General features: G+C 68.5%; 21 protein-coding genes and 1 tRNA gene. 12 read left to right on the top strand and 10 right to left on the bottom strand.

The window, feature by feature from the left end:
• The first annotated feature begins 15 nt into the window (after window positions 1-15).
• The 3 genes from K3G64_RS10975 (at window position 16) to K3G64_RS10965 (ending at window position 2,441) form a co-directional block, all read left to right on the top strand.
• Complete coding sequence (locus tag K3G64_RS10975; protein WP_238949819.1) at window positions 16-975, top strand: metallophosphoesterase; 960 nt, start codon at window positions 16-18, stop codon at window positions 973-975.
• Window positions 975-2,090 (top strand): PLP-dependent cysteine synthase family protein, encoded by a 1,116-nt coding sequence (locus tag K3G64_RS10970; protein WP_238950598.1) that lies wholly within the window; start codon window positions 975-977, stop codon window positions 2,088-2,090. The genes K3G64_RS10975 and K3G64_RS10970 overlap by 1 nt, the downstream gene beginning before the upstream one ends.
• A 277-nt stretch (window positions 2,091-2,367) precedes the next feature.
• Window positions 2,368-2,441 (top strand) — tRNA-Pro (locus K3G64_RS10965).
• 22 nt (window positions 2,442-2,463) lie between these two features.
• On the opposite strand, the gene K3G64_RS10960 is transcribed toward K3G64_RS10965, so the two are convergent.
• Both K3G64_RS10960 and K3G64_RS10955 read right to left on the bottom strand, forming a co-directional pair.
• Window positions 2,464-2,841, bottom strand: a complete 378-nt coding sequence (locus tag K3G64_RS10960) for a helix-turn-helix transcriptional regulator (protein WP_238949818.1) — start codon at window positions 2,839-2,841, stop codon at window positions 2,464-2,466.
• A 175-nt stretch (window positions 2,842-3,016) separates the two neighbouring features.
• Window positions 3,017-3,262: a hypothetical protein gene (locus K3G64_RS10955; protein WP_238949817.1), complete on the bottom strand. Its 246-nt coding sequence runs from the start codon at window positions 3,260-3,262 to the stop codon at window positions 3,017-3,019.
• Window positions 3,263-3,398: 136 nt separating this feature from the next.
• Here K3G64_RS10955 and K3G64_RS10950 point away from each other — a divergent pair, with 136 nt between their 5' ends.
• The gene (locus tag K3G64_RS10950) at window positions 3,399-4,418 is read left to right on the top strand and encodes an iron-containing redox enzyme family protein (protein WP_238950597.1); all 1,020 of its coding nucleotides are present in this window, start codon (window positions 3,399-3,401) and stop codon (window positions 4,416-4,418) included.
• Here the strand turns inward: K3G64_RS10950 and K3G64_RS10945 are convergent.
• Together K3G64_RS10945 and K3G64_RS10940 are read right to left on the bottom strand one after the other, a co-directional pair.
• Window positions 4,398-4,628: a CDGSH iron-sulfur domain-containing protein gene (locus K3G64_RS10945; protein WP_238949815.1), complete on the bottom strand. Its 231-nt coding sequence runs from the start codon at window positions 4,626-4,628 to the stop codon at window positions 4,398-4,400. The genes K3G64_RS10950 and K3G64_RS10945 overlap by 21 nt on opposite strands.
• Window positions 4,625-5,317: a HemK2/MTQ2 family protein methyltransferase gene (locus K3G64_RS10940; protein ID WP_238949814.1), complete on the bottom strand. Its 693-nt coding sequence runs from the start codon at window positions 5,315-5,317 to the stop codon at window positions 4,625-4,627. Before K3G64_RS10940 ends, K3G64_RS10945 begins: the two co-directional genes overlap by 4 nt.
• 123 nt (window positions 5,318-5,440) lie before the next feature.
• Between K3G64_RS10940 and K3G64_RS10935 the strand changes: the two genes are divergently transcribed.
• Window positions 5,441-6,112: a phosphodiesterase gene (locus K3G64_RS10935; protein WP_238949813.1), complete on the top strand. Its 672-nt coding sequence runs from the start codon at window positions 5,441-5,443 to the stop codon at window positions 6,110-6,112.
• Between the two features lie 15 nt (window positions 6,113-6,127).
• On the opposite strand, the gene K3G64_RS10930 is transcribed toward K3G64_RS10935, so the two are convergent.
• From K3G64_RS10930 to K3G64_RS10920, 3 genes are read right to left on the bottom strand one after another with little or no spacing between them, the layout of a single operon-like run.
• Window positions 6,128-6,289 carry a hypothetical protein gene (locus K3G64_RS10930; RefSeq protein ID WP_238949811.1) on the bottom strand — a complete coding sequence of 54 codons (162 nt, stop codon included), beginning with the start codon at window positions 6,287-6,289 and terminating at the stop codon, window positions 6,128-6,130.
• Window positions 6,290-6,301: 12 nt separating this feature from the next.
• Window positions 6,302-7,288, bottom strand: a complete 987-nt coding sequence (locus K3G64_RS10925; protein WP_238949809.1) for an LLM class F420-dependent oxidoreductase — start codon at window positions 7,286-7,288, stop codon at window positions 6,302-6,304.
• A 37-nt stretch (window positions 7,289-7,325) separates the two neighbouring features.
• Entirely contained in the window at window positions 7,326-7,790 is a 465-nt protein-coding gene (locus K3G64_RS10920; RefSeq protein WP_238949808.1) for a GatB/YqeY domain-containing protein, read from the bottom strand.
• 83 nt (window positions 7,791-7,873) lie between these two features.
• Between K3G64_RS10920 and K3G64_RS10915 the strand changes: the two genes are divergently transcribed.
• The 5 genes from K3G64_RS10915 to K3G64_RS10895 are packed head-to-tail and all read left to right on the top strand — an operon-like array spanning window position 7,874 to window position 13,130.
• Entirely contained in the window at window positions 7,874-9,025 is a 1,152-nt protein-coding gene (locus tag K3G64_RS10915) for a hypothetical protein (RefSeq protein WP_238949807.1), read from the top strand.
• Window position 9,026: 1 nt separating this feature from the next.
• On the top strand, window positions 9,027-9,680 hold the full coding sequence (locus K3G64_RS10910; RefSeq protein ID WP_238949806.1) for a DUF4129 domain-containing protein: 654 nt from the start codon (window positions 9,027-9,029) through the stop codon (window positions 9,678-9,680).
• Window positions 9,677-10,831: a DUF4350 domain-containing protein gene (locus tag K3G64_RS10905; RefSeq protein WP_238949805.1), complete on the top strand. Its 1,155-nt coding sequence runs from the start codon at window positions 9,677-9,679 to the stop codon at window positions 10,829-10,831. Before K3G64_RS10910 ends, K3G64_RS10905 begins: the two co-directional genes overlap by 4 nt.
• Window positions 10,828-11,790 (top strand): AAA family ATPase, encoded by a 963-nt coding sequence (locus K3G64_RS10900; RefSeq protein ID WP_238949804.1) that lies wholly within the window; start codon window positions 10,828-10,830, stop codon window positions 11,788-11,790. The genes K3G64_RS10905 and K3G64_RS10900 overlap by 4 nt, the downstream gene beginning before the upstream one ends.
• Window positions 11,790-13,130, top strand: coding sequence for a DUF58 domain-containing protein (locus K3G64_RS10895; RefSeq protein ID WP_238949803.1), 1,341 nt, complete (start codon window positions 11,790-11,792; stop codon window positions 13,128-13,130). Before K3G64_RS10900 ends, K3G64_RS10895 begins: the two co-directional genes overlap by 1 nt.
• Here K3G64_RS10895 and K3G64_RS10890 read toward each other — a convergent pair.
• Window positions 13,127-14,119 (bottom strand): stage II sporulation protein M, encoded by a 993-nt coding sequence (locus K3G64_RS10890; protein WP_238949802.1) that lies wholly within the window; start codon window positions 14,117-14,119, stop codon window positions 13,127-13,129. The genes K3G64_RS10895 and K3G64_RS10890 overlap by 4 nt on opposite strands.
• Window positions 14,120-14,147: 28 nt before the next feature.
• Between K3G64_RS10890 and K3G64_RS10885 the strand changes: the two genes are divergently transcribed.
• Window positions 14,148-14,990, top strand: coding sequence for an RDD family protein (locus K3G64_RS10885; protein WP_238949801.1), 843 nt, complete (start codon window positions 14,148-14,150; stop codon window positions 14,988-14,990).
• Here the strand turns inward: K3G64_RS10885 and K3G64_RS10880 are convergent.
• The gene (locus K3G64_RS10880; RefSeq protein ID WP_238949800.1) at window positions 14,987-16,336 is read right to left on the bottom strand and encodes a carotenoid oxygenase family protein; all 1,350 of its coding nucleotides are present in this window, start codon (window positions 16,334-16,336) and stop codon (window positions 14,987-14,989) included. The two genes, K3G64_RS10885 and K3G64_RS10880, sit on opposite strands and share 4 nt — an antisense overlap.
• Before the next feature lie 76 nt (window positions 16,337-16,412).
• Between K3G64_RS10880 and K3G64_RS10875 the strand changes: the two genes are divergently transcribed.
• Window positions 16,413-16,934, top strand: a complete 522-nt coding sequence (locus tag K3G64_RS10875) for a PadR family transcriptional regulator (RefSeq protein WP_238949798.1) — start codon at window positions 16,413-16,415, stop codon at window positions 16,932-16,934.
• A 1-nt stretch (window position 16,935) separates the two neighbouring features.
• On the opposite strand, the gene glpK is transcribed toward K3G64_RS10875, so the two are convergent.
• On the bottom strand, window positions 16,936-18,510 hold the full coding sequence (gene glpK, locus K3G64_RS10870; protein ID WP_238950596.1) for a glycerol kinase GlpK: 1,575 nt from the start codon (window positions 18,508-18,510) through the stop codon (window positions 16,936-16,938).
• Between the last annotated feature and the right edge of the window lies 1 nt (window position 18,511).

Below are 18,511 nucleotides of genomic sequence, written 5' to 3'. Positions count from 1 at the left end.
AGTAGGCTGGCCGGCATGTCCGCCCGTTCGACGATCATCAAGAACTCCACCGCCGCGGCCGCCGGTGCGCTGGTGGCCGGCGTCGGCTACGCGTCGCTGATCGAGCGCAACGCCTTCGCAGTGCGTGAGCAGACGATGCCGGTGCTGTCCCCCGGCTCCTCGCCGTTGAAGGTGCTGCACATCAGCGACATCCACATGCGGCCCGGGCAGCGGCGCAAGCAGGCCTGGCTGCGGGAACTCGCCGCCCTCGAACCCGACCTGGTGGTCAACACGGGCGACAACCTCGCGCATTCGAAGGCCGTGCCCGCGGTGGTGCAGTCGCTGTCGGACCTGCTCTCGGTGCCGGGCGTGTTCGTGTTCGGCAGCAACGACTACTTCGGCCCGCGGCCGAAGAACCCGATGAACTACATCACCAACCCGGGGCACCGCATTCACGGTGAGCCGCTGCCGTGGCAGGACCTGCGGGCAGCGTTCACCGAGCGCGGTTGGCTGGACATGACGCACACCCGCCGCGAGTTCGACGTGGCGGGGCTGCATATCGCCGCGGCCGGGGTCGACGATCCGCACCTGTCGCGCGACCGCTACGACGCGATCGCGGGCCGGCCGAGCCCGGCGGCCAATCTCACACTGGGTTTGACCCATTCGCCCGAGCCGCGGGTGCTCGACCGCTTCGCCACCGACGGCTATCAGCTGGTCATGGCAGGCCACACCCATGGCGGCCAGGTCTGCCTGCCGTTCTACGGCGCGATCGTCACCAATTGTGACCTCGACCGGTCGCGGGTCAAGGGCCCGTCGCGGTGGGGGGCGCACACGCAGTTGCACGTGTCGGCCGGCATCGGCACCTCCCCGTACTCGCCGCTGCGGTTCTGCTGCCGTCCGGAGGCCACGCTGCTGACCTTGGTGGCGACGCCGATCGGGGGCCGCGACGCCGACACCCGGGCGGGCAGGTCCCACCCGAGCGTGTCGGTGCGGTGATCGAGGGGCTCCACACAGCATCGCGTCCCGCGCCGCGCACGTGGGCCGACGATGCGGTCCGCCTGATCGAAGCCGACGCCAGACGCAGCGCCGACACGCATCTGCTGCGGTATCCGTTGCCGCTGGCCTGGTGCGACGTGCTGCCCGCGGAATGCCAAGTCCAGCTGTATCTCAAAGACGAGTCGACCCATATCACCGGCAGCCTCAAGCACCGGCTCGCGCGGTCGTTGTTCCTCTATGCGCTGTGCAACGGCTGGATCGACGAGAACACCACCGTCATCGAAGCGTCGTCGGGCTCGACAGCGGTGTCGGAGGCCTACTTCGCCGCGCTGCTCGGCTTGCCGTTCATCGCGGTGATGCCGAAGTCGACCAGTAGCAGCAAGATCGCGTTGATCGAATCACAAGGCGGGCGTTGCCATTTCGTCGCCGAAGCCTCGCAGGTCTACGCCGGGGCCGAGCGGCTTGCTGCGGAGACGGGCGGGCACTACCTCGACCAATTCACCAACGCCGAGCGGGCCACCGATTGGCGCGGCAACAACAACATCGCCGAGTCGATCTTCGAGCAGATGCGCGAAGAGGCTCACCCGGTGCCGGAGTGGATCGTGGTGGGTGCCGGTACCGGCGGCACCAGCGCGACGATCGGCCGATACATCCGCTACCGCCGCCACGGCTCCCGCCTGTGCGTCGTCGACCCGGAGAACTCGGCGTTCTTCCCCGCTTACGCCCAAGGCCGCCGCGACGTCGTCACCGGGATCTCCTCGCGCATCGAGGGGATCGGCCGTCCCCGGGTCGAACCGTCGTTTCTGCCGGACGTCGTCGACCGCATGGTGGTGGTCCCCGACGCGGCCTCGGTGGCGGCAGCGCGGCACGCCAGCGCGGTGCTCGGCCGGCGGGTGGGGCCGTCAACCGGAACGAATCTGTGGGGGGCGTTCGGTCTGCTGTCCGACATGATCGCCGAGGGACGCAGCGGGTCGGTGGTCACGCTGATCGCCGATAGCGGCGACCGCTACGCCGACACCTACTTCTGCGACGACTGGGTGAGGCGCCAGGGGCTGGATCCCTCGGAGTTCGCCTCGGTGCTCGCCGAGTTCGAGCGTTCCGGGCGCTGGCCCTGATCGTCGGCCCCGCCGAATAGCGGGCCGTCGGAGGTGAGGAACAGCCACACCGCGGCCAAAGCGAAGAAACCCACGTAGATGGATGCGCCCAGCCCAGTCATCTCTGCCTCGCTTCGTCGGTTGCTGTCGTCAGTGTGCACAACACCACCGACATGCCCGTTGCTTCCCGCGGCGTGTCGTGACATGCGCCTCTCCGGGTGGACGACAACCACTGCGCACGGCGCCCAGGCGTTTGGCTTGGCACCCCGCCGGTGCGATACGCTGTCGTCGCTTCACGCGGGGTGTGGCGCAGCTTGGTAGCGTGCTTCGTTCGGGACGAAGAGGTCGTGGGTTCGAATCCCGCCACCCCGACCGCACAGGCGACCGGTGACGGTCAGCCGGCGGTCTGATATCCGCCTTTGAGCGTGTCGTCCGGATACAGGCCGTACTTCAGCCGGTATTGACGCGCGAACCGGCCGGAATGCCGAAAGCCCCAGCGGTGAGCGATCTCCTTGACCGTCGATGTCGACGGATGCGAGGTCGTCAACTCGAGATGCGCCCGGTGCAACCGCACGGCCAGCAGATAGCCGATCGGGGTGGTCTTCAGCTGATCACGGAACGCCAGTTGAAGCGCCCGCGGCGTCACGTGCGCGACCGCCGCGATATCGGCGAGCGTGATCTGGGTGTGCGCGTACGTCTCGACGAAGTCGATCGCCCGACCGAGCCACGGCGGACCGTGCGCTGGTCGATTCTCCTCGCGTCTGGAGCCCACTCTTCGGACCCACCTTCCGGCCGGCGTGATGACAACGGTGGCCCGCCGCCCGGGGCGTGTGATGGGGTGGTCGCGCTCGTGACGGAACGGTGGGCCGTTACGCGAGAAGTACCCATTTCGCCGCCATTCGACGCACCAGTGATGCGCGAACTCGTCAGGCGGTACCGACACCGCATCAAACGCGAATGCCGACGCCCGGGTCTGTCTTGTGCTGAACCCTGCTGTAGACGACGACAGAGCTCAGTTCTATGACGCCGACCAACACCAACGGCCAGAGCGCGCCGCCGAGCACGCTGATCCACACTGGATGCGGTGCCGGCGAATCGCATTGGGATAACCGCCTACCGGCGAAGAACAACCCGAGGGATACGGCGATCCAGCCACAGCAGTAGAGACCCAGTAGGAGCTCCATGTCGAGCATCGCCGTCTCCCCTCGACCCGCGTCGATGCAGATCGGGATTCCCCGCCAAGCATAGACCGAAACGAGCCGCCGGGCGTGCATGACCTGCGATCCGCTACATGTGTTCGACGGGCAGTACGCGGGTATTGACACCGATGTGACTCTTCCGTCGACGGTAGTCGAGCCTGCCCTCCCCGCGGCCGTCGGGCCGCTGTCCGCCACGATTGTCGACCTGCTCCAGCGCGGACGGCCCGCCCTGCATGTGCGGCCGTTCGACGTCCCGGTGTGCGAGGCCGATCCCTATGGCCTCGATCTACAACTCGCGCTCTACATCTGTTACGAGCTGCACTACCGCGGCTTCGCCGGAGTGAACCCGAAGTGGGAGTGGAACCCGGCCTTGCTGCATGTGCGCGGCAGGCTCGAGGAGTCGTTCCTGGCCGCCGTGCGCCAGGATGTCGGCGAGATCGGGCCCGGCGAGACCGCCGAAGCCGAGATGGACAAGCTGGCGGTTGAGCCGCTCGACGGCGAGGGCCCGTCATACTACCTGCGCGACAAGGGCACCTTCGAGCAGATGCGCGAGTACTTCGTGCACCGCTCGGTGTATCACCTCAAGGAGGCGGATCCGCACGCGTGGGCGATCCCGCGGCTGAGCGGGCATGCCAAGGCGGCGTTCGTCGCCGTCGAGTTCGACGAGTACGGCGGTGGTCGTGGCGACCATGTGCACGCGCATCTGTTCGCGGAGCTCATGCACGCGGCCGGCCTGGACGCGTCCTATCTCGCCTATCTCGGGAACGTGTCGGCCTACGCCTTGGCTTCGGTGAACCTGATGTCGCTGTTCGGCCTGCACCGGGAGTTACGCGGTGCGACGATCGGCCATTTCGCCTCCACCGAGATCACGTCCCCGCCGGGTTCGCGCCGACTCGTCGACGCTCTGGAGCGGATGGGCGCACCGGAGCCATGTGTGGCCTTCTACCGCGAGCACGTGGTGGCCGACGCGGTCCACGAGCAGGTGGTGCGCACCGATGTGGTCGGCGATCTGGTGGCCCGCGAACCGCACCTCGACCGTGACGTGGTGTTCGGTATCCGCGCTCGCGACGTCGTCGAGGACCGGCTGGCAAGCCACCTGATGGAGTGCTGGAGCGAGAACCGCTCGTCGCTACGCCGGCCGCTTGGCTGACGCCTTGGCCGCCGAGTCGCGCCGCGGGCGGCAGCGGTGGCTGGTGTCGCACATCGGATAGTCCTTGCTGCGCCGGCACGTGCAGATCGCGACCATGAAACGGTCCGATTCCACGACCCGCCCGTCCGGCATCTCGATGCGGACCGGGCCCTGCACCATCAACGGGCCCGACGGAACGATGCGTACGGTGCGCGGTTCGGCGTCGCTCATGGCTTGTCCGCCCGGATGACGAGCAGCTCCTCTTCGCGGCGCCCGGGCTCCAGGCGGCCGGTCTCCTCCAGCCACTGCGCCCGCGAGCTCAACACCGGTCCGAATGGAATCCACTGTCGGGCAACTATTTCGGCGTCGAGCCCGACACTGGCCAGCGCACCGAGGGTTTCCCGCGCACCGGCGAACTCCGACTGCACCAGAAGCAGTGTGCCGCCGTTGTCGAGCAGTTGGGGCGCCGTCTCGCACAGCGGGTCGAGGATGAGACGGCCGTCGTAACCGGCGTCCCAGGCCCGCGCGGGCCCGACATACGCCGGGAGGGGATCGCAGCCTCCCGGATCGTGCGGGACGTAGGGAGGGTTGCAGGTCACCAGGTCGAACGGTCCGAATTCCGCTGCCCGCGCCCAGGATCCGAGGTGCACGTCGACGCTCACGCCCGCCGCCAGCGCGTTGGTACGCGCACAGCGCACCGCACGGGGACAGATGTCGAGCGCCGTGACCGACGCCGCACCTTGATCGGCGGCGCCGACGGCGACGACGCCGCTTCCGGTGCACAGATCGACGACGTCGCGTCCGCGCGCCAGGTCCATGTCTGCCATGACATCGACGAGCAGTCGGGAATCTTCCTGAGGGACGTAGACGCCTTCGACCGCGACCAGCGGTTCTTGGACATCGGTGTATGCGGTCGTCACATCGGCCTCTCGACAGGTCTAATTGCTGCTGCGCCGCAGCACTGCCGGAATTAATGCCCTGTATCGGCCTGGTTAAACGTCGCGGCCGTTTCGCCAGACCCTCGCGCGGCTACCCCTAGAGTCGTGCAAGCCTCCGACATCGCCGCTCTGCCCATCCGCCTCGGCGCCGCCATCCGGCAGCGCAAGCTGTTCCATCCCGCGGGTGTGATGGCCGAGGGCACCCTCGAGCGGATCGCGCCGGACGGCGAAGGGCTGCCGATGAACTCGTGCAGCGTGATCGCCCGGGTCTCCAAGGGCGTCGGACTGCCCGGCGGCTCACCCGACGTCGCCGGTCTCGCATGGCGCATCCCACCGCCGCCCGACCTGCGCTCGTGCAGCCCGTGGGATCTGCTGTTGGCCTCCACGATTGCAGGCAGTCGCATCGCGCTGGCGCCCGCCGCGTCGTGGTCCGGTGCGACGTTCTCCAGCCTGATGCCGCTGCGCTACCAAGGCGGGGTCTGGTGGATACGCGCCCGGCTGGCGACGGAGGTCGACGCCAAGGGCCTGTCGCTCGACGGAATCGAACGCCAAATCGATTCCGAAGGCGTCTGTTTCACCGTCGACCAGGCGCCCGGCTTCGGTGCGTTCCGGCCGCTGGCGCGGTTGACGCTGCGCCATGTCGATCCCAGTTGTGACGACATAGCCTTCGACCCGGCGCTGCACAGTGACCCCGAGGTCGAGCTGGCGCCGCGCTGGCTCGGCGACTTTCGACGCGCCGCCTACAAGCGCAGCAGGCAGGGCCGCGACGCCCAGTGAGGCGCGACGCCTGGCTCACGCGGTCGGCTCGCCGCCGGACTCGGCGACGTCGGGCGCCTTCTCCCGGGTCGACATGCCGCCTTCGCCCCCTTCGTCGGTGGGACCGGTGCGTTGCGCCTTGCGCTTGTCGCGGTCCTCGGCGTCGTCATCGTCGTAGATACCCTTGCCCGTTGGCATGTCGATCCCTTCCTAGCGCGCGGCCGCGCGCAGCTTGTCCAGCAGCGGAGCCGCCGCCTCCTTGAGGAACAAATCCTGGTTCTCGTCGCCGATCTGCACCATCGCGATGTCAGTGAAGCCGGCCTCCCAGTACTTGCTGACGGCTTCGACGATTGCATCGAGATCCGGTCCGCACGGGATGGATTCGGCGACATCCTCGGGCCGCACGTACTGCGTGGCGCCGTCGAACCCGGCGGTGGTCGGCAGATCGGAGTTGACCGCCCAGCCGCCGCTGAACCAACGGAACTGGTCGTGGGCCCGCCGCACGGCCGCGTTTCGGTCCGGATCCCAACAGATCGGGATCTGCCCGACGACACGCACCTCCGACGGCAGGCCCGTGCCGCGCCTGGCCTCGTGCCACGAGTCGACGAGGTCCTTGCTGGGTTCGACGGCGATCAGATGGTCCGAGATCGGCGCGAAGGTCTCGACCGAGCGTTCACCGGAAACGGCCGTGGCGATGGCGACCGGTGTGTCGGGAAGGTCCCACAGCCGGGCCGAGTCGACCTCGAAGTACTCGCCCTTCCAGTCGACGAGTTCACCGGTGAACAGCTCACGGATGATATGGATCGCTTCCCGCAGCATGTCCTGGCGCCGTCCCACCGTCGGCCACCGCTTGCCCACGACATGCTCGTTGAGGTTCTCCCCGCTGCCCAGGCCGAGCGTGAACCGGCCGTCGGCGAGGATCTGCAGGGTGGCGGCCTTCTGGGCGACGATCGTGGGGTGGTACCGGATGGTGGGGCAGGTGACGTAGGTGAAAAGCTCGACCCGATCCGTCGCGTGGGCGACCGCACCGAGCATGGACCAGGCGTATGGCGCATGACCCTGCGACGACAGCCACGGGAAGTAGTGGTCGGAGGAGACCTCGAAGTCGAAACCCTCACGTTCAGCCGAGATCGCATAGCGGACAAGGTCTTTGGGACCGCTCTGCTCGGTCATCAGGGTGTAGCCGAAACGAGTCATGGATCCCGGGTACCCCCGCCGCAACGGGTGAAAACGGCTACAGCCGCGCCTTTACCGCTGCGGAAAGCCTTGCTCCGTCGGCCTTTCCCGCCGCGATGGCGGTCGCGGCCTTCATCACCTGGCCCATGTGCTGCCTGCCGGGCCGTTCACCGACCTCCTCGGTGACCTGCGCGATCGCCGTGTCGGCGACGTCGGCCACCTCGGCCTCGGTCAGTGGCGTGGGCAGATACTCGTCGATGACCTGCGCCTCGGCGTGCTCGTTGGCGGCCAGGTCGCCGCGGCCGTTCTGGGTGTACGTCTGAGCGGCTTCCCCGCGCTTCTTCGATTCCTTCGCCAGCACCTTGAGCACGGCGGCGTCGTCGAGTTCGCGCGACTCCTTGCCGGCGACCTCCTCGTTGCGGATCGCTGCCAGCAGCAGGCGCAGCGTCGCCATCCGCAGTTTGTCCTGGTTCTTCATCGCGGTTGTGAGGTCAGCCCGCAACCGCTCCTTGAGTTCGGCCATGCGCCCCAAGCTACGCCGCACGTGACCGTGCGGTGGTGGAGGCGACGTTGTCAATTCCCACCATGATCGACAGGATGGTGGCCATGAGCACCGACGCCGGCGGATCGGGAATGCCCGGACCCCCGCCGCCGGGCTACCCTCCACCCGGCTACGGGCCACCCCCGTACGGCCCGCCGCCGGGCTACGGTCCCCCGCCGGGCTACGGATCGCCCCCGCCTGGTTACGGATCGCCGCTCGGATTCCCGGGCTACGGACCGCCGCCGCTCAAGCCGGGGGTCATCCCGTTGCGGCCGCTGACCCTCGCGGACATCTTCAACGGCGCAGTGACCTACGTCCGCGCGAATCCGAAGGCCACGCTCGGGCTGACCACGGTGGTGGTGGTCGCCACGCAACTCCTCGCGCTGGTGCTGTCCGTCGGTCCCCTCGCCGCCGCCGGCCAGCTCGCACCGAGGCTGGCCGGTGACGAAGTGTCCACCGGTGTGCTGCTCGGTTCAACGGTGTCCAGCCTCGGCGGGGCGATCGCCACCCTGCTGACATCGATCCTGCTGAGCGGCATGCTCACCGTCGTGATCGGCCGGGCCGTGTTCGGTACCGGAATCACCATCGGTGAAGCGTGGCAACGACTCCGGGGCCGACTGTGGGCGCTGATCGGCTTCACCGTGCTCGAGGTACTCGCCGCGGCACTGCTGATCGCCGTCGTCGTCGGCCTGATCTTCTGGGTCGCGGTGGCGGCAGGCGGCGCCGCCGCGGCCGTCATCGGCATTCCGCTGGTCCTCGCCATGCTTGCGGCGCTGGTGTATTTGGCCACGATGCTGACGTTCACGCCGGCGATCATCGTGCTCGAGCGCATGCCCATGATCCCGGCGGTCGCACGGTCGTTCCGGTTGGTCAAGAAGGACTTCTGGCGAATCCTGGGCATCCGGGTGCTTGCGGTGATCGTCGCACAGCTGATCGCGGCCGCGGTGGCGATCCCGTTCAGTCTCGGCGGGCAGCTCCTGTTGATGTCGGCGTCCTCAGCGACCGCGGCGCTGTTGGCGTTGGTCCTGATCACCGTCGGTGGTGCGATCGCCGAGATCATCATCGCGCCCTTCACCGCGGGGGTGGTGGTGCTGCAGTACACCGACGCCCGCATCCGCAGCGAGGCGTTCGACCTGGTGCTGCAGACCGGCGCCGGTCACGGTCCCGCCGCACCGTCCGATTCGACCGACCACTTGTGGTTGACCCGCTCTCACTGACGTGCCGACGATAGACATCGACAGCGATACCGCGTACGACGCTGCTCAGCGTGAGCTGTCCAAACCGATCTATCCCAAGCCGTCGCTCACCGAGCGTCTGCTCGACTGGCTCAACGATCTGCTGTTCCGGCTCCTTGCCGAGGGCGCTTCGGTGCCCGGTGGCTGGTTGACCATCACGGTGTTGCTCATCCTGCTGGTGACTGCGCTGGTGGTCGCGGTACGCATCGCGCGGCGGACGATGCGAACCAGCCGCGGCCGTGACCAGTCCTTGTTCGGTGGCCACGATCTCAGCGCCGCCGAACACCGTGCCGCCGCGGAACACAGTGCAGCCGAGGGTGATTGGGCCGCTGCGATCCGGCACCGGCTTCGGGCCGTCGCCAGACAGCTGGAGGAAAGCGGCATCCTCGATGCAGTTCCCGGGCGCACGGCCACCGAACTCGCCCGAGACACGGGTCGGGCGCTGCCCGATCTGCACGACGAACTCGAAGTTGCGGCAATCGCTTTCAACGATGTGACGTACGGCGATCGACCCGGAACCGAAGCCGGCTACCGGATGGTCGAGGACCTGGATCGACACCTGGGAGCCAAACGGCGTGCGGCCGCGGCGTCTGCGCCGCCAGGCCCGCCGACCCAGGGCTGGGCGGAAGTCCGATGACCCGCACCGAAGCAGCCTCTCCGGTCGGACCGACGCTGCGGCAGCGGTGGCGTGGCGCACGGTGGGTAGTGCTCGCCCTGACGGTGATCGTCGCGCTCGCGGCGCTCAGCGCGTATCTGACGGCACCTCGCCCCGGCGGCCGGATGGACCCGACGTCGACCGCTTCTGGCGGCGCACACGCCCTCGTCACGCTGGTCCGCGAGCAGGGCGTCGACGTCGTCGTGGCTCCCGACGTCGCGGCGGTGGAAGCGGCAGCGGGCCCCGAGGCCCTCATCGTGGTCGCGCAGACATACCACCTGGTCGACGAGGAGTTGTTGGACAGGCTAGCCGCGCTGCCCGGGGATCGGCTGCTGGTCGAACCGATGTCACGAACCCGCGAAGCGCTGGCACCCGAGATCGAGACCGCCGAGAGCACGCCGTTCGGCGCCGGCCGGCAGCCGGACTGCGAGCTGCGCGAAGCGACGCGTGCCGGCGCGGTCGAACTCGGTATGAGCGCCGCCTACGAAGCGTCCGGTGCCACCCCGGTGACCCGCTGCTACGAGGGTGCGCTGGTCCGGTACTCCGCCGGAGGACGAGAGGTGACCGTCGTCGGCAGCGCCGACTTCATGGCCAACGAGGCGTTGCTCGAGGAGGGCAACGCCGCACTGGCGATGAACCTGACGGGGACGAACCCACGGATGATCTGGTACGCCCCGCAGTTCACCGAAGGTGAATCCACCGGCGCTGCAACATTGTTGGACCTGATTCCCGAGCAGGTGATCTGGATCGTCTGGCAGCTGGTTCTCGTGGTCGCGCTGGTGGCCTTCTGGAAGGCGCGCCGGGTCGGCCCACTGGTCGCCGAGCGGTTGCCCGTCGTCGTGCGGGCGTCGGAGACCGTGGAAGGGCGCGGACGGTTGTACCGGTCGCGACGCGCCCGTGACCGGGCCGCCGACGCACTGCGCACCGCCACCCTGCAACGGATCGTGCCGCGGCTCGGGCTGGGCCGCAACGCCGATCCGGCCGCGGTTGCGCAGGGCGTGGCCGCCCGCTGCGGAGCGGACCCACACTCGGCGACACACCTCTTGTTCGGCCCGCCGCCGACCGACGACGCCGAACTGGTCACCCTCGCAAGGGAACTCGACACCATCGAAAGGCAGGTCGCACAGTCGTGACTCAGGCAGGCGAACAGGACTCGGCCCGACAGGCGTTGCTGGCGCTGCGCGCCGAGATCGGCAAGGCCGTCGTCGGACAGGACGCCGTCGTCAGCGGGCTGGTGATCGCGCTGCTGTGCCGCGGTCACGTGCTACTGGAAGGAGTTCCGGGAGTCGCCAAGACTCTGCTGGTACGCACCTTGGCCGCCGCGCTGCGCCTCGACTTCAAGCGCCTGCAGTTCACGCCGGACCTGATGCCCGGCGATGTCACCGGCTCACTGGTCTACGACGCCCGCACCGCCGAGTTCGAATTCCGCTCCGGACCGGTGTTCACCAACCTGCTGCTCGCCGACGAGATCAACCGCACCCCGCCCAAGACCCAGGCAGCGCTGCTGGAGGCCATGGAGGAAAGGCAGGTCAGCGTCGACGGACAGCCGCGTCCCCTGCCCGACCCGTTCATCGTCGCCGCGACCCAGAACCCGATCGAGTACGAAGGCACCTATCAACTGCCCGAGGCGCAACTGGACCGGTTCCTGCTCAAGCTGCAGGTCCAACTGCCCAGCCGCGAGCAGGAGGTCGCGATCCTGAACCGGCACGCCACCGGCTTCGACCCCCGGGATCTGTCCGAGGTCCGGCCGGTCGCCGGCCCGGAAGAACTGGCAGCGGGGCGCCAGGCGGTGCGGCAGGTGCTGGTCGCCGACGAGGTTCTCGGCTACATCGTCGACATCGCCGCGGCCACGAGGACTTCGCCGTCTCTGGCGCTCGGGGCTTCACCCCGCGCCGCCACCGCACTGCTCGCCACCGCGCGGTCCTGGGCGTGGCTGTCCGGGCGGAACTACGTGACCCCCGACGACGTCAAGGCGATGGCGCGTCCGACGCTGCGCCACCGGGTGCAGTTGCGTCCCGAGGCCGAACTGGAGGGCGCCAGTCCCGACGGCGTACTCGAGGGAATCCTCGCGTCGGTTCCGGTGCCGCGGTAGTGGTTCTCACCGCACGGGCCGGCCTGGCCGCACTGGTGTGCGTCCTGCCCATCGCGTTGTCTCCCTGGCCCGCCACGACTTTCGTCGTACTGGCGGTCGCGCTGTTCGTCCTGGTGGCCCTCGACACCGGGTTGGCCGGCAGCCCCCGCAGCCTCGAATTCCACCGGACCGGGGAGACCACCGCGCGCCTTGGCCAACAGGTTGACGCGGTGCTGATGTTGCGCAATGTCGGTAGCAGGCCTCTGCGCGGCGTCGCCCGGGACGCCTGGCCCCCGAGCGCCCGGGCCGAGCCGCGGGTGCATCCGGTGCACGTGGCTGCTGGACAACAGACCACCGTGTCCACGACGCTGCGCCCCGTCCGCCGGGGCGATCAGGCGTCGGCCCTGGTGACCGTGCGGTCGATCGGACCGCTCGGACTGGCAGGCAGGCAGAGCTCGCACCGCGTGCCGTGGCAGGTCCGCATTCTGCCGCCGTTCCTGTCGCGCAAGCACCTGCCCTCCCGGCTGGCCAAACTGCGGGAACTGGAGGGCAATACGCCGGTCCTGATCCGCGGCCAGGGCACGGAATTCGACTCGCTGCGCGAATACGTCATCGGTGACGACGTCAGGTCGATCGACTGGCGCGCCAGCGCGAGGCGGGCCGACGTCGTGGTCCGGACCTGGCGGCCCGAGCGCGACCAGCGCGTGGTGATCGTGCTCGACACCGGCCGCACCTCGGCGGGCCGGGTCGGCGTGGACCCCACTGCGGCCGGACACCCGGCGGCGAACGATCCGTCGGGCTGGCCGCGATTGGACTGGTCGATGGACGCCGCGCTGCTGCTGGCCGCACTGGCCTCGCGCGCCGGTGACCACGTCGACTTCCTGGCCCACGACAGGGTGACGCGGGGCGCGGTGTTCAACGCCTCGCGCACCGAACTGCTCGCCCAGCTGGTGACGTCCATGGCGCCGGTCGAGCCGGCCCTGCTGGAGTCCGACGCCCGGGCCATGGTGTCCGCCGTGCTGCGGCGGGTGCGCCGACGTGCCCTCGTCGTGTTGCTCACCGACCTGAATGCCGCCTCGCTCGACGAAGGGCTGATGGCGGTGCTGCCCCAGCTGACGGCACGACACGAGGTGCTGCTCGCGGCGGTTGGCGATCCGCGCGTCGAATTGCTGGCCGCCGGGCGCGCCGACGCCGCGCAGGTCTATGACGCCGCGGCAGCCGAGCGGGCGCGTAACGAACGGCGCGAGGTGGCCGCCCGGTTGCGCCGCAGCGGCGTCGACGTCGTCGACGCCCCGCCCGAAGATCTGGCACCGGCGCTGGCGGACCACTATCTGGCGATGAAGGCCACCGGCCGGCTCTAACCCGTCGGGACGACGTCCGGCGCGTCCTCGAGGTCGCCGGTCTCGTTCGCGCGGTCGGCTTTGCGCCCGAAATAGACGATGTAGGCCAGGAAAACGACCTCCGCCGCCACACCGATGGCGATGCGCGCCGCGGTCGGCAGCGGCGACGGCGTCACCAGTGCTTCGATCAGACCGGACACCAGGAGCATCACGATGAGTCCGGCGGCCACCGCGCCGATCGCGCGGCCCTGTTCGGCCAGTACCTGCCCGCGCGGGCGGTTGCCCGGCGACACGACGGTCCATCCGAGCCGCATCCCGGCCGCGGCCGCCAGGAAGACAGCGGTGAGTTCCAGCAGGCCGTGCGGGGTGAGCAGGCCGAGGAAGATGTCACCCTTGCCCGCACCGAACATCAGCCCACCGACCACGCCGAGGTTCGCGGCGTTCTGCAGCAGTATGTACGGAATCGGAATGCCCAGCAGTATGGCGAATGCCAAGCACTGCAACGCAACCCACGCATTGTTCACCCACACCTGCAGTGCGAACGAGCCGGCCGGATTCTCGCTGTAGTAGGCGGCGAAGTCGTTGTCGACCAGTTCGGTGATCTCGCTTGGTGTTCCGATCGTCGCCCGCACCTCGGGGCTGCCCGCCACCCAGACGGCGATCAGCGCCGAGACGGCAAGGAACACGACGGCCGTCGCCAGCCACCACCGGCCTGCCCGATACGCCACCACCGGGAACGACACGGTCCAGAACCGGACGAACTCGCGCCACAACGGTGAGTGGGCGCCCGTCACCGCCGAGCGCGCCTGCGCCACCAGACCGGACAGGCGGCCGACCAGAACCGAGTCGGTCGAGGCGGTCCGCACCATCGACAGATGCGTCGAGACCCGCTGATAGAGATCGACGAGCTCGTCGACTTCGGCACCGCTGAGGTCCCGGCGCCGCTTGATCAGCTGCTCGAGCCGCTCCCACGTCGGGCGGTGCGCCAGCACGAAGGCGTCGACATCCACCCTCGGAATCCTAGTAGCGTGGACGGGTATGGTCGGCCACCAGGAACCAGTCGTCACCGGGGACGCCGTCGTCCTCGACGTCCAGGTCGCCCAGCTACCGGTCCGCGCACTCGCCGCGATCATCGACATCACGCTCATCGTGCTGCTCAACCTCATCGGGATGCTGCTCTGGGCGGTCACGCTCCTGGACTTCGATGCTGCGCTGTCGGCCGCCGTGCTGATCATCTTCACGGTGCTGAGCCTCGTGGGTTATCCGTTGGTGTTCGAGACCGCCACGCGCGGGCGTTCGCCCGGGAAAATGGCGATGGGCCTGCGGGTGGTGTCGGAGGACGGTGGACCGGAACGGTTCCGCCAGGCGTTGTTTCGTGCGCTGTCCGGTTTCGTCGAGATCTGGATGCTCACCGGCGGGCCTGCGGTCATCTGCAGCCTGCTGTCGCCGAAGGGCAAGCGGATCGGCGATATCTTCGCCGGGACCATGGTGATCAGCGAGCGCGCGCCCCGGATATCGCCGCCGCCGATGATGCCGCCGCACCTGGCGTGGTGGGCGTCGTCGCTGCAGTTGTCCGGGTTGCGGCCCGAACAGGCCGAGCTGGCACGCCAATTCCTCAGCCGCGCTTCGCAGCTGGATCCCCCGGTGCGCGACCGGATGGCACACCGGATCGCCGGTGACGTGGTGGCCCAGATCTCACCGCCGCCACCACCCGGCGCGCCCGCCGAACTGGTCCTCGCCGCGGTGTTGGCCGAGCGACACCGGCGCGAACTGGCGCGTCTGCAGGTGTCTCAGCCGGTTCCACCACCGCCGCCGCAGTGGCCGGCGCATCATCGGCCGCAGGCCGCCCACCCGCAAGGCGGATTCACCCCACCGGGTTAGGCTGGGATCCAGTTCCCATGGAAGCCGTACGGAACTCGTTGCGGCAGCTGGATTCTCGCGACGGGTGGGCCGGCGAAATCGGACGCGTCGATGATCACGAGGTCGCTGCCATCGCGGGCCGGGTCGTAGACGTAACCGAGGTACCAGCCGCTGCTCTCGTCCGCCGGCCCGGACGTCGAGGGCACGAACACCGCCTCCCCCGGACCACCGGGGTTCTGTGCAGAACCGAACGCGTGCTCGACACCATCACCTGTGGTCAGGTCGTAGCGCACCAGCCGCCCGTCACCCACCGAGACCGCGTAGCGGGCCGGTAACGTCGCAAGCCGGTCGTCGATGCGCGGGAACTCGACAGCGCGGTCATCGAGATGACGTTCGGACACCGTGCCGGTCGACAGGTTGATCGTCCAGCACCACAACGCGCCGTCATAGTCGAAACCGCCGTCACCACGCCACAACTCGGGGTAGCGAACCGCCTGCAGCACGATCGAAGCCCCCTCGGCGCCGGTGGTGTCGAAGGCGTTGGCGACATGGAAGACGTAGCAGGGGTCGATGTCGAACCATCGGACGGCGCCGTGGGGGTCGTCGCGGCGCAGCACACCGAGGCGCGCGCCGTAGCCGTCGTCCCATCGGTAGGGCATGTCGCCCTGCCCGCTGAGCGCGACGTCGAGGTTGAACACGATCGGCAGGTCCATGAACACGACGTGCTGCGCGGTCACGGCGAAGTCGTGCATCATCGTCAACGCGGGAACGTCGAGCGGGCGGTTGACGGTCAGCTCGCCGTCGGCGTCGGCGCGGTGATAGGTCACGTGCGGGGCGAAGATGTTGCCGTAGCCGAAGAAGTGCAGTTCTCCGGTGGTCGGGCAGATCTTCGGGTGCGCGGTCATCGCGTCGACGAGCTTGCCGCCGAAGTCGTATGCACCGACGGTCTGCAGGTCGTTGGTGATCTCGTAGGGCAGCGACGACTCGACCAGCGCCAGTGTCTTGCCCGCATGGTTGACGACGTGGGTGTTGGCGACGCTGGACCGCAGGTTGCGGCTGCCGTCGGCGTTGTACACGGGGAAGTCGTTGGTGAAGCTGTCGGTGCGCACCCACCGGTTGCGGTACCACTTGGCCCGGCCGCCCTCGATGCGGACGCCGTGGATCATGCCGTCGCCGGTGAACCAGTGCGCGGTCGCCTGACGCGGGTTGGGGCCGTTGCGCAGGTACCAGCCGTCGATCTCGGGCGGGATGGCGCCGTGCACCGGGAGGTCGTACTCGGTCAACTCGTCGGCCACGGGCGCATAGTTGCCCTGCAGGTGGAAAGCGCCGGTGCCGAAGAGTGTTGAGTCGTCCGATGTCTCGGTCATGTCGTCTCCTTGTACTCGACATGTCGACTCTGACATGTCAGTAGTGACATGTCAATAGTGGCAGTACGATCAGCCGGTGAGTTTGCGGATGGCGGCACTGGGACTTCTGGCGCAACGGCCGGCAAGCGGGTACGACCTGCTGCGTCTCTTCGAGAAGTCGATGGCCAATGTGTGGCCCGCGACGCAGAGCCAGCTCTACGGCGAGCTGAACAAGTTGGCCGAGAACGGGCTGATCGAGGTCGCCGACATCGGCCCGCGCGGCCGCAAGGAATACCGCATCACGCCCACCGGTCGCGCCGAACTGCGCCGGTGGATCAGCAGCCCGCACGACGATCCGCCGTTTCGCAGCCCCGCGCTGCTGCGGATATTCCTGCTCGGTGAGATTCCGCGCGCCCAGGCGCGGGCGCACCTGCTGGCGATGGCCGAGCACGCCGACGCCGAGGTCGAGCGCCTGACGGCGCTTCGCGACTCGATCGAGTGGAGCCGCGACGAGGGCTCGTTCTACGGCCTGGCCGCACTCGACTTCGGTCTGCGCTCGAATGCGATGGAAGCAGACTGGGCCCGCTCGGTGATCCGTGCCATCGACGACCGCAAGTGAGTCACTCGACGTCGACCCAGTCGAGGGTGCGCTCGACGGCCTTGCGCCAACCCGCATAGGCCTCTTCGCGCTGCTCATCACTCCATGCCGGCGTCCAGCGCTTGTCCTCCTGCCAATTCGAGCGCAGGTCGTCGGGGTTCTCCCACACCCCGACCGCCAGACCGGCCGCGTATGCCGCACCCAGCGCGGTGGTCTCGGCGACCACCGGCTTGACGACGTCGACACCGAGCACATCGGCCTGGATCTGCATGCACAGGTCGTTGGCGGTGATGCCGCCGTCGACCTTGAGCACCTCCATGTGCACGCCGGAGTCGGCCTCCATCGCGTCAACGACGTCACGGCTCTGGTAGCAGATCGCCTCCAGGGTGGCCCGCGCGAGGTGAGCGTTGGTGTTGAACCGCGACAGGCCGACGATCGCACCCCGAGCATCCGAACGCCAGTACGGCGCGAAGAGACCCGAGAAGGCAGGCACGAAATACACGCCGCCGTTGTCGGCGACCTCGCGGGCGAGCGGCTCGCTATGCGCGGCATCGCGGATGATGCCCAACTGGTCGCGCAGCCACTGCACCGCCGATCCGGTAACGGCGATCGAACCCTCGAGCGCGTAAACGGGTTTCGCTGGACCATCCTCGGACGCGAACTGGTAGCAGACCGTGGTGAGCAAGCCGTTCTCCGAACGCACGATCTTTTCACCGGTGTTCAGCAGCAGGAAATTGCCTGTGCCGTAGGTGTTCTTGGCCTCACCGGCTTCCAGGCAGACCTGACCCACCATCGCCGCCTGCTGGTCACCCAGGATTCCGGTCACCGGCACCTCACCGCCGAGTGGACCGTCGGCCAGGGTCACACCGTAGGGCTGCGGGCACGACGACGGCCTGATCTCGGGCAGCATCTGCCGGGGAATGCCGAAGAACGACAACAACTCGTCGTCCCAGTCCAGCGTTTCCAGGTTCATCAGCATGGTCCTGCTGGCGTTGGTCACGTCCGTGACGTGCACGCCGCCGTGCGGTCCGCCGGTGAGATTCCACAGCACCCACGAGTCAGACGTGCCGAAGATCGCATCACCGTTCTCGGCGTCGCGGCGCACCCCGTCGACGTTGTCGAGAATCCACTGCACCTTGCCGCCGGAGAAATACGTCGCAGGCGGCAGCCCGGCCTTGCGGCGGATCACATCGCCGCGCCCGTCGCGGTCCAGCGCCGAGGCGATGCGATCGGTGCGGGTGTCCTGCCAGACAATCGCGTTGTAGTAGGGCCGTCCGGTCCGCTTGTTCCAGACCAGCGCCGTCTCGCGCTGATTCGTGATCCCCAGCGCGGCGAGGTCGGTGGCGGACAGCTTGGTCGTGTTGAGCGCCGACATCAGCACCGAGGCGGTGCGCTCCCAGATCTCGACCGGATTGTGTTCCACCCAGCCGGCCTCGGGGAGGATCTGCTCGTGTTCGAGCTGGTGGCGCCCCACCTCGGCGCCGCTCCGGTCGAAGACCATGCATCGGGTACTGGTGGTGCCCTGATCGATGGCGGCGACGAACTCCCCGGTGCCGGCCAACACTGCTCCCTTCGGTGACGTCGGTCCGTCGTCCATC

Origin of the sequence: Mycobacterium sp. IDR2000157661, from assembly GCF_022317005.1 — a bacterium.
GTDB lineage: Bacteria > Actinomycetota > Actinomycetes > Mycobacteriales > Mycobacteriaceae > Mycobacterium.
Note: the sequence above shows the minus strand (reverse complement) of the source record. Positions and strands in the feature narration are given on the sequence as shown.